Below are 12,389 nucleotides of genomic sequence, written 5' to 3' on the forward strand. Positions count from 1 at the left end.
TTGAATTCTTTTGCTAATAATCTCCGTGTGATATTCATCACCTTATTTGTCACCATCCATCGATACCGTAATCGCCACATTAACACTGCTCGTGCAATTGCCATGGGTGCAATTTTTAAGGAGTTGTTATGATCCACGCCTTTATTAAAAAAGGGTGTTTTCAGGATTCGGTCAGTTTAATGATTATTTCACGAAAACTCAGCGAATCAGAAAATGTTGATGATGTTTCCGTAATGATGGGTACGCCCGCCAATAAAGCGTTATTAGATACCACAGGTTTCTGGCATGACGATTTTAATAACGCCACGCCGAACGATATTTGCGTGGCAATTCGTAGCGAAGCGGCGGATGCGGGGATCGCGCAGGCGATTATGCAGCAGCTTGAAGAGGCGCTAAAGCAACTGGCGCAGGGAACGGGCAGCAGCCAGGCGTTGACGCTGGTGCGTCGCTGGGACAGTGCCTGTCAGAAATTACCCAATGCCAATCTGGCGCTGATTTCAGTGGCTGGCGAGTATGCGGCGGAACTGGCGAACCAGGCGCTGGATCGCAACCTCAACGTGATGATGTTCTCCGATAACGTCACGCTGGAAGATGAAATCCAACTTAAAACCCACGCGCGGGAAAAAGGTTTGCTGGTGATGGGGCCGGACTGCGGTACATCGATGATTGCCGCCACGCCGCTGGCTTTTGCTAACGTGATGCCGGAAGGCAACATTGGCGTCATTGGCGCTTCCGGTACCGGGATTCAGGAACTGTGTTCGCAGATTGCACTGGCAGGTGAGGGAATTACTCACGCGATTGGTCTTGGCGGGCGCGACCTCAGCCGTGACGTGGGCGGCATCAGTGCGCTAACGGCGCTGGAAATGCTCAGTGTAGATGAGAAAAGCGAAGTGCTGGCGTTTGTTTCAAAACCGCCTGCCGAAGCTGTGCGTCTGAAAATTGTTAATGCCATGAAAGCAACCGGCAAACCAACGGTGGCGCTGTTTTTAGGTTATATCCCGGCGGTGGCCCGCGACGAGAATGTCTGGTTTGCCTCCTCGCTGGATGAGGCTGCACGCCTGGCTTGCCTGCTTTCACGCGTTACGGCGCGACGTAACGCAATAGCACCTGTCAGCAGCGGACTTATTTGCGGCTTGTATACCGGCGGTACGTTAGCCGCCGAAGCGGCGGGATTACTTGCCGCGCATCTTGGCGTGGTAGCCGACGATACCCATCATCACGGCATGATGCTCGACGCCGATGGTCACCAGATTATTGACCTCGGCGATGATTTTTACACCGTCGGGCGTCCCCATCCGATGATCGACCCAACCTTACGCAACCAGTTAATTGCCGATCTCGGCGCTAAACCGCAAGTGCGCGTATTGCTGCTTGATGTGGTGATTGGCTTCGGTGCGACCACCGATCCTGCAGCCTCGCTGGTAAGCGCCTGGCAAAAAGCCTGTGCCGCGCGTCCAGACAATCAACCACTGTATGCCATTGCCACGGTGACAGGCACTGAACGTGACCCGCAATGCCGCTCGCAACAAATCGCCACGCTGGAAGATGCAGGGATCGCGGTAGTGAGTTCGCTGCCGGAAGCCACCTTGCTGGCGGCGGCGTTAATTCATCCGCTCTCGCCTGCCACACAGCCACACACACCGTCATTACTGGAAAACGTCGCCGTGATTAACATCGGATTACGCAGCTTTGCGCTGGAACTACAAAGCGCCAGCAAACCGGTTGTGCATTACCAATGGTCACCAGTCGCTGGCGGCAATAAAAAACTGGCTCGTTTATTAGAATGTTTGCAATAAGGGGTTCCCATGTTTACATCAGTGGCGCAAGCCAATGCTGCGGTTATCGAACAAATTCGTCGCGCTCGTCCACACTGGCTGGATGTGCAACCGGCGTCTTCACTCATTAATGAATTAAATCAGGGTAAAACACTGCTTCACGCCGGGCCGCCGATGCGCTGGCAGGAGATGACCGGCCCCATGAAAGGGGCGTGCGTGGGTGCGTGTCTGTTTGAAGGCTGGGCGAAAGATGAAGCGCAGGCACTGGCGATGCTGGAGCAGGGGGAAGTGAACTTCATTCCTTGTCACCATGTGAATGCCGTCGGGCCAATGGGCGGAATTACTTCTGCCAGTATGCCGATGCTGGTGGTCGAGAACGTGACCGACGGTAACCGGGCGTACTGCAACCTCAATGAAGGTATCGGTAAAGTGATGCGTTTTGGCGCTTACGGCGAAGATGTCCTGACTCGCCATCGCTGGATGCGTGATGTGTTAATGCCGGTATTAAGCGCGGCGCTGGGGCGCATGGAGCGCGGTATCGATCTCACCGCGATGATGGCGCAGGGCATTACGATGGGCGATGAATTCCATCAGCGCAATATTGCTTCCTCAGCACTGTTAATGCGTGCGCTGGCCCCACAAATTGCTCGCCTCAATCACGATAAACAGCACATCGCGGAAGTGATGGATTTCCTCAGCGTGACCGATCAGTTCTTCCTCAACCTCGCGATGGCCTATTGCAAGGCGGCGATGGATGCAGGCGCGATGATCCGCGCGGGCAGCATCGTCACGGCTATGACCCGCAACGGCAATATGTTCGGGATTCGGGTCAGCGGGCTGGGCGAGCGCTGGTTTACTGCGCCAGTTAACACTCCGCAAGGTCTGTTTTTCACCGGCTTCTCGCAGGAGCAGGCGAACCCGGATATGGGCGATAGCGCGATTACCGAAACCTTTGGTATCGGTGGTGCCGCGATGATCGCAGCGCCTGGCGTAACGCGCTTTGTCGGTGCGGGTGGCATGGAAGCAGCCAGAGCGGTATCTGAAGAGATGGCAGAAATCTTCCTTGAGCGCAATATGCAGTTGCAGATCCCTGGCTGGGATTTCCAGGGCGCGTGCCTGGGGCTGGATATTCGTCGCGTGGTAGAAACCGGCATTACACCACTCATCAATACGGGTATCGCCCATAAAGAGGCGGGGATCGGGCAGATTGGTGCAGGCACTGTGCGGGCACCGCTGGCGTGCTTTGAACAGGCGCTGGAAGCTCTGGCTGAAAGCATGGGGATTGGTTGAGGAACGCGCAATGACGATCATCCATCCTCTGCTTGCCAGCCGTAGTGCACCGAATTATCGCCAGTCCTGGCGGTTAGCGGGCGTGTGGCGGCGGGCGATTAACCTGATGACGGAAAGCGGTGAATTGTTAACGCTGCATCGTCAGGGAAGTGGTTTCGGTCCCGGAGGATGGGTGCTTCGCCGCGCGCAATTCGATGCGTTATGCGGTGGATTATGCGGCAATGAACGACCACAGGTTATGGCTCAAGGGATTCGCCTCGGGCGTTTCACGGTTAAACAGCCACAGCGTTATTGTTTGCTGCGTATTACGCCGCCTGCGCATCCTCAACCACTTGCAGCGGCATGGATGCAACGCGCGGAGGAAACCGGGCTTTTCGGGCCGCTGGCGTTGGCGGCAGGCGATCCGCTTCCCGCTGAATTACGCCAGTTTCGTCACTGTTTTCAGGCCGCGCTCAATGGCGTTAAGACCGACTGGCGGCACTGGCTGGGTAAAGGGCCGGGATTAACGCCGAGTCATGATGACACGCTAACGGGAATGCTGCTGGCAGCCTGGTATTATGGCGCTTTAGATGCGCGCTCCGGTCGCCCGTTTTTTGCCTGTTCCGACAATCTTCAACTCGTTACCACAGCGGTGAGCGTTAATTATTTACGTTATGCCGCGCAAGGATACTTCGCCTCGCCACTCCTGCACTTTGTTCATGCTCTGAGTTGCCCGAAACGTACCGCTGTTGCGATTGATTCGCTGCTGGCGCTGGGGCATACGTCAGGGGCTGATACGCTGCTGGGGTTCTGGCTTGGTCAACAATTATTACAAGGAACACCATGAAAACACTGGTTGTAGCTCTTGGGGGCAATGCCTTACTCCAGCGCGGTGAGGCGCTGACGGCAGAAAATCAATATCGCAATATTGCCAGTGCTGTTCCCGCGCTGGCGCGCCTGGCGCGTGCTTATCGGCTGGCGATTGTTCACGGCAACGGGCCGCAGGTGGGGTTGTTGGCGTTACAGAATCTGGCGTGGAAAGAGGTCGAACCGTATCCACTGGATGTGCTGGTGGCGGAAAGTCAGGGGATGATTGGCTATATGCTGGCGCAGAGTTTGAGCGCACAGCCGCAGATGCCGCCTGTGACGACGGTGCTGACACGCATTGAAGTTTCGTCTGATGATCCGGCGTTTTTGCAGCCAGAGAAGTTTATCGGCCCGGTTTATCAGCCAGAAGAACAAGAGGCACTGGAAACGGCTTACGGCTGGAAAATGAAGCGTGATGGCAAATATTTACGCCGGGTGGTGGCATCTCCCCAGCCTCGTAAAATTCTCGACAGCGAAGCCATCGAGTTGTTGCTCAAAGAGGGGCATGTGGTGATTTGCAGTGGCGGCGGCGGTGTTCCGGTGACGGATGACGGAGCAGGGAGTGAAGCGGTGATTGATAAAGATCTCGCCGCGGCGTTGCTTGCCGAGCAGATTAATGCCGATGGACTGGTGATCCTCACCGATGCTGACGCGGTTTATGAAAACTGGGGAACGCCGCAGCAACGCGCCATTCGCCATGCCACACCGGATGAGTTAGCGCCATTTGCCAAAGCCGATGGGGCGATGGGGCCGAAGGTAACGGCGGTGAGTGGCTATGTCAGAAGCCGTGGTAAACCTGCGTGGATTGGGGCTTTATCGCGGATTGAAGAGACGCTGGCGGGCGAAGCGGGGACCTGTATTTCGCTGTCGTGATGGGAGCATCCAGCATATGGCGCACCATGCCTGATGCGACGCTTGACGCGTCTTATCAGGCCTACAATGGGTACCGGATTGGTAGTCGGATAAGGCGTTCACGCCGCATCCGGTAATCGGCGCACCATGCCTGATGCGACGCTTGACGCGTCTTATCAGGCCTACAATGGGTACCGGATTAGTAGGTCGGATAAGGTGTTCACGCTGCATCCGGCAAGAATTTGAGCACCAGGTTAACTGAACTTACTCTGCGCCCACATCACGCCGCTGGCATACTCTGGCGGCAGCAGCGGGATTAAGGCTTCCAGCGTTGCGGTCAGACGCGATGTGTCGCTGTCGGTCAAATTCAGATGCCCCACCTTACGGCCCGGACGCACTTCTTTGTCGTACCAGTGCAGATGCACCAGCGGCAGTTTCAGCCAGTCATAATTCACATCGCTACCAATCAGGTTGATCATCACCGACGGACTATTCACTACCGGTTGCGGTAACGGCAGATCGGTAATCGCCCGCAGATGCAGCTCAAACTGGCTGATGCTGGCACCGTTTTGTGTCCAGTGACCGCTGTTATGCACACGCGGAGCCAGTTCGTTGATCAGCAGACCTTGCGGCGTGACAAAACACTCCATCGCCATCACGCCCACATAGCCCAGCTCCTGCATAATCGCCGACAGCATCTCTTCGGCCTGCGCCTGCTGCTGTGCGTTGGCCTGCGGGAAAGCGACGCTGGTGCGCAAAATACCGTCCTGATGCAGGTTATGCGTCAGCGGATAAAACACAGTGCTGCCATCAAAGCCGCGCGCGCCAACCAGCGATACTTCGCCAGAGAAGTTAATGCCCTGCTCGACAATACATTCGCCGTAGCATTCAGTTGGTAACTGTGCGGTTTCATCGGCGCGTAAACGCCATTGACCGCGACCGTCATAGCCACCAATACGACGCTTAACAATCGCCAGTTCACCTAAACGATCAAACACCGCAGGCCACTCACTGCGATCGGCAAGTAACTGCCACGGTGCAGTCGGCAGGTGAAGCTTGTCGAAAAGCTGCTTCTGAGTCAGACGGTCGGCAATAATCGGGAACACATCGCGGTTCACAAAGGCCGGATGGCGTGCCAGCTCGCGCGTTAATGCGGTTTCCGGCCAGCGTTCGATCTCAGCGGTAATCACGCTTTGTTGAAAGGGCACCGCCGCCGGTTCAGCGTCCAGCCCGACCGGCCAGACAGCAATGCCTAACGGTTCGCCTGCCTGGCGCAACATACGGCCTAACTGCCCGTTACCGAGGACGCAAACCTGTTTCATGCCGCACCTCGCGGGTCCGGGTTTTCCAGCACTTCATCAGTTTGTGCTTTGCGCCAGTCATTCAAACGCTGGTGCAGTTCTTTATCATGAGTCGCAAGAATTTGTGCTGCCAGTAACGCCGCGTTTGCCGCGCCAGCTTTACCAATCGCCAGCGTACCCACCGGAATGCCGCGCGGCATTTGTACGATGGAGTAGAGGCTATCGACACCGCTCAGTGCGGCGCTCTGTACTGGCACACCCAGCACTGGCACCAGCGTTTTGGCGGCAATCATGCCCGGCAGGTGCGCTGCGCCGCCTGCGCCCGCAATAATTACCTGATAACCGTTCTCTTCGGCACTTTCGGCGAAGCTGAACAGTTTATCGGGGGTGCGGTGAGCAGAAACCACTTCAACGTGGTGCGGGACATTCAGGATTTCGAAGATTTCGGCGGCGAACTGCATGGTAGCCCAGTCGCTTTTGGACCCCATCACGATGGCGACACGCGCCGGATTATTGCGGGAAGACATGCGTCTTAAAACTCCTGTGGTGCACAACTCTCGGCTTTAGAGGGCACAGAGAATAGCACGGAAAGAGAGCAAGGAAAACGGTTGCGCGGCTATGAAATCAGCAAAGTTGCGCGTTTTTTAAAATGGAAAATGGATCAACTCAACGTCATCTGCCGTGACTTTCACCATCGAACCTTCCGTATGCCAGGCACCCAACACGACACGAAAAGCAGGTTGCTGATTGGCGATCAGTTCATGCACCGCCGGGCGATGCGTATGCCCGTGAATCAACCATTGCACCTGATGCTTTTCCATCGCACTGACCACCGCGTTTTGGTTAACGTCCATGATCGCCAGCGATTTACTGCTGTTGGCTTCTTTGCTGTTCGCTCGCATTCGCGCGGCAATGCGTTTGCGCACAAACAACGGCAGGGCGAGGAATAGCGTTTGCAGCCACGGCTTGTGGACTTTGGCGCGAAAAGCCTGATAACCGATGTCATCGGTGCACAGCGTGTCGCCATGCATAATCAGCACCCGACGGCCATAAAGTTCGAGCACTTTTTCTTCCGGCAATAACGTCATCCCGCTTTCACGGGCAAAGCGTTTGCCGAGCAGAAAATCACGGTTGCCATGAATGAAATAACAGGGAACGCCGGAATCGGATACCGCTTTGATCGCTGCGGCCATCTGGCGATGGAGTGGGTTGGGATCGTCATCGCCAATCCATGCTTCAAACAGATCGCCAAGAATATACAGCGCGTCGGCCTTGCGGGCTTCCCCCGCTAAAAAACGCAGAAAACCGGCGGTGATCGCCGGTTCTTCCACGCAGAGATGAAGATCTGCAATAAAGAGTGTCGCCACGATTACTCGCTAACGGTCACGCTTTCAATGATAACGTCTTCTTTTGGCACGTCCTGGTGCATACCGCTACGACCGGTTGCTACACCTTTGATTTTGTCTACCACGTCCATGCCTTCAACCACTTCAGCAAACACGCAGTAACCCCAACCTTGCAGGCTTTCGCCAGAGAAGTTCAGGAAGTCGTTATCAACCACGTTGATGAAGAACTGTGCAGTTGCAGAGTGCGGTGCCTGAGTACGGGCCATTGCCAGCGTACCACGGGTATTTTTCAGACCGTTGTTGGCTTCGTTTTTGATCGGTTCTTTGGTGGCTTTTTGTTTCATGCCCGGTTCAAAACCGCCGCCCTGAATCATGAAACCATTGATAACACGGTGGAAAATAGTGTTGTTGTAAAAACCTTCGCGGCAGTAGTTCAGGAAGTTTTTAACTGTTTCAGGTGCTTTATCGTCAAAAGTCTTGATGACAATATCGCCGTGATTGGTGTGGAAAGTAACCATTTTTGCATCCTGTTCCGTTTGATTGGTGCTTCAACCCGATTCGGGTCATATATAGGGTGGTGTTATAGCATAACCGCACGATCGGATCATCACGCAATGTATGCTGATTCGCGCGGGAAATATGGGTATTATACGCAACTCAATTACCCACACATGTCTAAACGGAATCTTCGATGCTAAAAATCTTCAATACTCTGACACGCCAAAAAGAGGAATTTAAGCCTATTCACGCCGGGGAAGTCGGCATGTACGTGTGTGGAATCACCGTTTACGATCTCTGTCATATCGGTCACGGGCGTACCTTTGTTGCCTTTGACGTGGTTGCACGCTATTTGCGTTTCCTCGGCTATAAGCTGAAGTATGTGCGCAACATTACCGATATCGACGACAAAATCATCAAGCGTGCCAATGAAAATGGCGAAAGCTTTGTAGCGCTGGTGGATCGCATGATCGCCGAAATGCACAAAGATTTTGATGCTTTGAACATTCTGCGCCCGGATATGGAGCCGCGCGCGACGCACCATATCGCAGAAATCATTGAACTCACTGAACAACTGATCGCCAAAGGTCACGCTTATGTGGCGGACAACGGCGACGTGATGTTCGACGTACCGACCGATCCAACTTATGGCGTGCTGTCGCGTCAGGATCTCGACCAGCTGCAGGCAGGCGCGCGCGTTGACGTGGTCGACGACAAACGCAACCCGATGGACTTCGTTCTGTGGAAGATGTCGAAAGAGGGCGAACCGAGCTGGCCGTCTCCGTGGGGCGCAGGCCGTCCAGGCTGGCACATTGAATGTTCGGCAATGAACTGCAAGCAGTTGGGTAACCACTTTGATATCCACGGCGGTGGTTCAGACCTGATGTTCCCGCACCACGAGAACGAAATCGCGCAGTCCACCTGTGCCCATGATGGTCAGTATGTGAACTACTGGATGCACTCGGGGATGGTAATGGTTGACCGAGAGAAGATGTCCAAATCGCTGGGTAACTTCTTTACCGTGCGTGATGTGCTGAAATACTACGACGCGGAAACCGTGCGTTACTTCCTGATGTCGGGCCACTATCGCAGCCAGCTGAACTACAGCGAAGAGAACCTGAAGCAGGCGCGTGCGGCGCTGGAGCGCCTCTACACTGCGCTGCGCGGCACAGATAAAACCGTTGCGCCTGCCGGTGGCGAAGCGTTTGAAGCGCGCTTTATTGAAGCGATGGACGACGATTTCAACACCCCGGAAGCCTATTCCGTGCTGTTTGATATGGCGCGTGAAGTGAACCGTCTGAAAGCAGAAGATATGGCAGCGGCAAACGCGATGGCGTCTCATCTGCGTAAACTTTCAGCCGTGCTGGGCCTGCTGGAGCAAGAACCGGAAGCGTTCCTGCAAAGCGGCGCGCAGGCAGACGACAGCGAAGTGGCTGAGATTGAAGCCTTAATTCAACAGCGTCTGGATGCCCGTAAAGCGAAAGACTGGGCGGCGGCAGATGCGGCGCGTGACCGTCTTAACGAGATGGGGATCGTGCTGGAAGATGGCCCGCAAGGGACCACCTGGCGTCGTAAGTAATTGCGCTATTGCCGGATGCGAGTTTTCGCATCCGGTTATCGTCTGCGCCACCACAACATTCCCATCAGTAGCATCCCCGGCAACCACACCCACATCAATTCAGAAATAATCACCTGATGCCCGTACGGCGTGGTGTAACGAGACAATGCAAACGGCGCGACTTTAATCACCTGCCAGGGAGCGAAAAAGCGTTCATCTGACCACGGCCACAGCCAGCCAACGCCTTTACCGCCAGTGGTTACCGAATCCAGCAAGCTGTGCGATAGCAACGAAACGGTTAAAAACAGCCAGCAGCGAATCAGCCCAGCCCTGAACCATCGACGTCCAATCAGCACACATAACAGCGGGACAACAAACGCAAACACCAGCGAATGGGTGAACCCGCGATGACCAAAAACATTGCCGTAAGCAACGCCAAATTTAAATGTCAATACATCAGCATCGGGCAGCATCGCCAGGATGATTCCGGCAAATAACAGGCGCGGAGGGATGACTTTCGAACCCAACCCTAAACCAATGCAAAGGGGAACGGCGGCGTGCGTAATAACGGTTGGCATGATGGTCGCTTCGGCAAAATGTCGATGCTATCAGCATGGATGAACGGGGCGTAGAGGGCAAAAGTCTGAAAAGAGAACCGGCCTGTTGATACAGGCCGGGAAAGGGATCAGGCAACAACCTGTACGCTGTGACCTGCAAAACTCACTGTCTGACCGGCGACGATTTTGCAGCGTTTGCGCGTTTCAACCGCGCCGTCGACTTTCACCTGGCCTTCGGCAATCGCGATTTTCGCCTGCGCACCGCTTTCGCTCCAGCCTTCCAGTTTCAGCAAGTCGCACAGCTCAACGTGCGGATGTTTACCTAAAGAAAATGTCGCCATGTTACTCACCCTGTGGATCATGATATTCAACGCACGCCTGTAGCGTGTTTTCGATCAGCGTGGCAACCGTCATCGGGCCAACGCCGCCCGGAACAGGCGTAATGTATGAGGCGCGTTTAGCCGCGTCTTCAAACACCACGTCGCCCACAACTTTGCCATTTTCCAGACGGTTGATGCCAACATCAATCACAATCGCGCCTTCTTTGATCCAGTCACCAGGAATAAAGCCCGGTTTACCGACGGCAACGATCAGTAGATCGGCATTTTCTACGTGATGACGCAGATTTTTAGTGAAGCGGTGAGTCACGGTGGTGGTGCAACCTGCGAGCAGCAGTTCCATGCTCATTGGGCGACCGACGATATTCGATGCGCCAATCACCACGGCGTTAAGACCGAAGGTATCAATGTTGTATCGCTCAAGCAGTGTGACGATACCACGCGGGGTGCAAGGACGTAGACGCGGCGCGCGCTGGCATAGACGACCGACGTTATAAGGATGGAAACCGTCAACGTCTTTGTCCGGGTGAATTCGTTCCAGCACTTTGACGTTATCAATACCCGCCGGTAACGGCAGTTGGACCAGAATGCCATCAATGGTGTTGTCGGCATTCAGCGCATCGATAAGCTCCAGCAGCTCCGCTTCGCTGGTGGTTTCCGGGAGGTCATAAGAACGGGAGACGAACCCGACTTCTTCACAAGCTTTGCGTTTGCTTGCGACATAAATTTGCGATGCAGGGTTGCTACCCACCAGTACTACGGCCAGTCCTGGTGCCCGCAGTCCAGCTGCAATACGTGCCTGAACTTTTTGAGCAACTTCAGAGCGCACCTGCTGCGCAATCGTTTTACCGTCAATAATCTTTGCTGCCATCAGAGAGAGGATTCCATCTGTTACGTAGGTCGAAGGGGATGCGCCTATTTTGTCAGAAGCGGGGCGCGCTGTCAGGTTTCGTTTCAGATTTATCGCGTGAAGCGACCTCTTGCGAAGGTGAGGCGCACCGTCGCTGAGATTGAAAGCTTCATTTTTCGTCCATGATGACGTTGTAAATCTGGAACTGATTTATTTCCTTGTCTAAGGATTAAGATAATTTAAGAAATACCTGACAATATAAAAAGAATTTTCAGCCTGGTAATTTACCGCTTCAGGTCTATATTTGTGTTGAATATATTTTGCGCGGAAATATTCATCTAACGGGGCTCTCTATTTTTTAGAATAGAGTGCATATTTTCAATTAAGACATTCTTAGAGGATAAAAAGGAATTTTACTACTATCAGTGTCTTAAATAAAGTAATCGGTTATATACGGATGTGGAGTCGATAAATGAGATTGAAGGAATATATATGAAATTAAGATTTATTTCGTCTGCGCTGGCTGCCGCACTATTCGCCGCTACGGGTAGTTATGCTGCCGTTGTAGATGGCGGTACAATTCACTTTGAAGGCGAACTGGTGAATGCTGCCTGTTCAGTGAATACTGACTCGGCAGACCAGGTTGTCACACTCGGTCAATATCGTACCGATATTTTCAATGCTGTTGGTAATACCTCTGCATTAATTCCATTCACTATACAGTTGAACGACTGCGATCCTGTTGTTGCCGCTAATGCTGCCGTTGCATTTTCTGGTCAGGCGGATGCAATCAATGATAATTTATTGGCCATTGCATCCAGTACCAATACAACAACAGCAACGGGTGTCGGTATTGAAATACTTGATAATACATCCGCAATTCTCAAACCTGATGGGAATAGCTTCTCAACCAACCAGAACTTGATCCCCGGGACCAACGTTCTTCATTTTTCTGCGCGTTATAAAGGCACCGGTACAAGTGCATCAGCAGGGCAAGCAAATGCTGACGCGACTTTTATTATGAGATACGAATAATCAAAACTACGTAGTTTTGAATTATATATCACGTCTTATAACAAAGTAATGTACCGGTTGTCTGAAGCGGTATGGTGGCAATGTAAATCGAAATCACGCTCACTTTGTATCATGCCGCTTTATTAAATGAAAAGGGAATGATG

General features: G+C 53.5%; 13 protein-coding genes. 6 read left to right on the forward strand and 7 right to left on the reverse strand.

Annotated features, from left to right (window positions below; all coding sequences use genetic code 11):
* The first annotated feature begins 128 nt into the window (after window positions 1-128).
* The 4 genes from QUE74_RS03060 to QUE74_RS03075 are packed head-to-tail and all read left to right on the forward strand — an operon-like array spanning window position 129 to window position 4,784.
* Window positions 129-1,796, forward strand: coding sequence for an acyl-CoA synthetase FdrA (locus tag QUE74_RS03060; protein WP_000580876.1), 1,668 nt, complete (start codon window positions 129-131; stop codon window positions 1,794-1,796).
* 9 nt (window positions 1,797-1,805) lie between these two features.
* The gene (locus QUE74_RS03065; protein WP_000495349.1) at window positions 1,806-3,065 is read left to right on the forward strand and encodes a YlbE family protein; all 1,260 of its coding nucleotides are present in this window, start codon (window positions 1,806-1,808) and stop codon (window positions 3,063-3,065) included.
* Window positions 3,066-3,075: 10 nt separating this feature from the next.
* Window positions 3,076-3,891, forward strand: a complete 816-nt coding sequence (locus QUE74_RS03070) for an oxamate carbamoyltransferase subunit AllH family protein (RefSeq protein ID WP_001355193.1) — start codon at window positions 3,076-3,078, stop codon at window positions 3,889-3,891.
* A complete protein-coding gene (locus QUE74_RS03075) occupies window positions 3,888-4,784 on the forward strand; it encodes a carbamate kinase (protein WP_000855350.1) in 897 nt (298 codons plus the stop codon). The genes QUE74_RS03070 and QUE74_RS03075 overlap by 4 nt, the downstream gene beginning before the upstream one ends.
* Window positions 4,785-5,017: 233 nt before the next feature.
* On the opposite strand, the gene purK is transcribed toward QUE74_RS03075, so the two are convergent.
* The 4 genes from purK to ppiB form a co-directional block, all read right to left on the reverse strand.
* A complete protein-coding gene (purK, locus tag QUE74_RS03080; RefSeq protein WP_000815514.1) occupies window positions 5,018-6,085 on the reverse strand; it encodes a 5-(carboxyamino)imidazole ribonucleotide synthase in 1,068 nt (355 codons plus the stop codon).
* Window positions 6,082-6,591 carry a 5-(carboxyamino)imidazole ribonucleotide mutase gene (gene purE, locus QUE74_RS03085; RefSeq protein ID WP_001295318.1) on the reverse strand — a complete coding sequence of 170 codons (510 nt, stop codon included), beginning with the start codon at window positions 6,589-6,591 and terminating at the stop codon, window positions 6,082-6,084. The genes purK and purE overlap by 4 nt, the downstream gene beginning before the upstream one ends.
* 117 nt (window positions 6,592-6,708) lie before the next feature.
* Window positions 6,709-7,431: a UDP-2,3-diacylglucosamine diphosphatase gene (lpxH, locus tag QUE74_RS03090; protein ID WP_000212257.1), complete on the reverse strand. Its 723-nt coding sequence runs from the start codon at window positions 7,429-7,431 to the stop codon at window positions 6,709-6,711.
* 2 nt (window positions 7,432-7,433) lie between these two features.
* A complete protein-coding gene (gene ppiB / locus QUE74_RS03095; RefSeq protein ID WP_000256010.1) occupies window positions 7,434-7,928 on the reverse strand; it encodes a peptidylprolyl isomerase B in 495 nt (164 codons plus the stop codon).
* Window positions 7,929-8,101: 173 nt separating this feature from the next.
* On the opposite strand from ppiB, the gene cysS reads away from it, so the two are divergent.
* A complete protein-coding gene (gene cysS, locus QUE74_RS03100; protein WP_000912345.1) occupies window positions 8,102-9,487 on the forward strand; it encodes a cysteine--tRNA ligase in 1,386 nt (461 codons plus the stop codon).
* A gap of 35 nt (window positions 9,488-9,522) precedes the next feature.
* On the opposite strand, the gene QUE74_RS03105 is transcribed toward cysS, so the two are convergent.
* The 3 genes from QUE74_RS03105 to folD all read right to left on the reverse strand — a co-directional run bounded on the left by QUE74_RS03105 (window position 9,523) and on the right by folD (window position 11,232).
* A complete protein-coding gene (locus QUE74_RS03105) occupies window positions 9,523-10,044 on the reverse strand; it encodes a metal-dependent hydrolase (protein ID WP_001143562.1) in 522 nt (173 codons plus the stop codon).
* A 107-nt stretch (window positions 10,045-10,151) separates the two neighbouring features.
* A complete protein-coding gene (gene ybcJ / locus QUE74_RS03110) occupies window positions 10,152-10,364 on the reverse strand; it encodes a ribosome-associated protein YbcJ (RefSeq protein WP_000190288.1) in 213 nt (70 codons plus the stop codon).
* Between the two features lies 1 nt (window position 10,365).
* On the reverse strand, window positions 10,366-11,232 hold the full coding sequence (gene folD, locus QUE74_RS03115) for a bifunctional methylenetetrahydrofolate dehydrogenase/methenyltetrahydrofolate cyclohydrolase FolD (RefSeq protein WP_000729155.1): 867 nt from the start codon (window positions 11,230-11,232) through the stop codon (window positions 10,366-10,368).
* A 471-nt stretch (window positions 11,233-11,703) separates the two neighbouring features.
* On the opposite strand from folD, the gene fimA reads away from it, so the two are divergent.
* Window positions 11,704-12,246, forward strand: coding sequence for a type 1 fimbrial major subunit FimA (fimA, locus tag QUE74_RS03120; RefSeq protein ID WP_000776555.1), 543 nt, complete (start codon window positions 11,704-11,706; stop codon window positions 12,244-12,246).
* Window positions 12,247-12,389 lie beyond the last annotated feature (143 nt).

It is taken from the genome of Escherichia sp. 10290 (assembly GCF_030295155.1).
GTDB lineage: Bacteria > Pseudomonadota > Gammaproteobacteria > Enterobacterales > Enterobacteriaceae > Escherichia > Escherichia coli_F.

What these genes read in the sequence shown, in the direction of transcription:
- QUE74_RS03060 (WP_000580876.1), top strand. Translation starts at nt 129, where the DNA reads ATGATCCACGCCTTTATTAAAAAAGGGTGTTTTCAGGATTCGGTCAGT.
- QUE74_RS03065 (WP_000495349.1), top strand. Translation starts at nt 1,806, where the DNA reads ATGTTTACATCAGTGGCGCAAGCCAATGCTGCGGTTATCGAACAAATT.
- QUE74_RS03070 (WP_001355193.1), top strand. Translation starts at nt 3,076, where the DNA reads ATGACGATCATCCATCCTCTGCTTGCCAGCCGTAGTGCACCGAATTAT.
- QUE74_RS03075 (WP_000855350.1), top strand. Translation starts at nt 3,888, where the DNA reads ATGAAAACACTGGTTGTAGCTCTTGGGGGCAATGCCTTACTCCAGCGC.
- purK (WP_000815514.1), bottom strand. Translation starts at nt 6,085, where the DNA reads ATGAAACAGGTTTGCGTCCTCGGTAACGGGCAGTTAGGCCGTATGTTG.
- purE (WP_001295318.1), bottom strand. Translation starts at nt 6,591, where the DNA reads ATGTCTTCCCGCAATAATCCGGCGCGTGTCGCCATCGTGATGGGGTCC.
- ppiB (WP_000256010.1), bottom strand. Translation starts at nt 7,928, where the DNA reads ATGGTTACTTTCCACACCAATCACGGCGATATTGTCATCAAGACTTTT.
- cysS (WP_000912345.1), top strand. Translation starts at nt 8,102, where the DNA reads ATGCTAAAAATCTTCAATACTCTGACACGCCAAAAAGAGGAATTTAAG.
- QUE74_RS03105 (WP_001143562.1), bottom strand. Translation starts at nt 10,044, where the DNA reads ATGCCAACCGTTATTACGCACGCCGCCGTTCCCCTTTGCATTGGTTTA.
- ybcJ (WP_000190288.1), bottom strand. Translation starts at nt 10,364, where the DNA reads ATGGCGACATTTTCTTTAGGTAAACATCCGCACGTTGAGCTGTGCGAC.
- folD (WP_000729155.1), bottom strand. Translation starts at nt 11,232, where the DNA reads ATGGCAGCAAAGATTATTGACGGTAAAACGATTGCGCAGCAGGTGCGC.
- fimA (WP_000776555.1), top strand. Translation starts at nt 11,704, where the DNA reads ATGAAATTAAGATTTATTTCGTCTGCGCTGGCTGCCGCACTATTCGCC.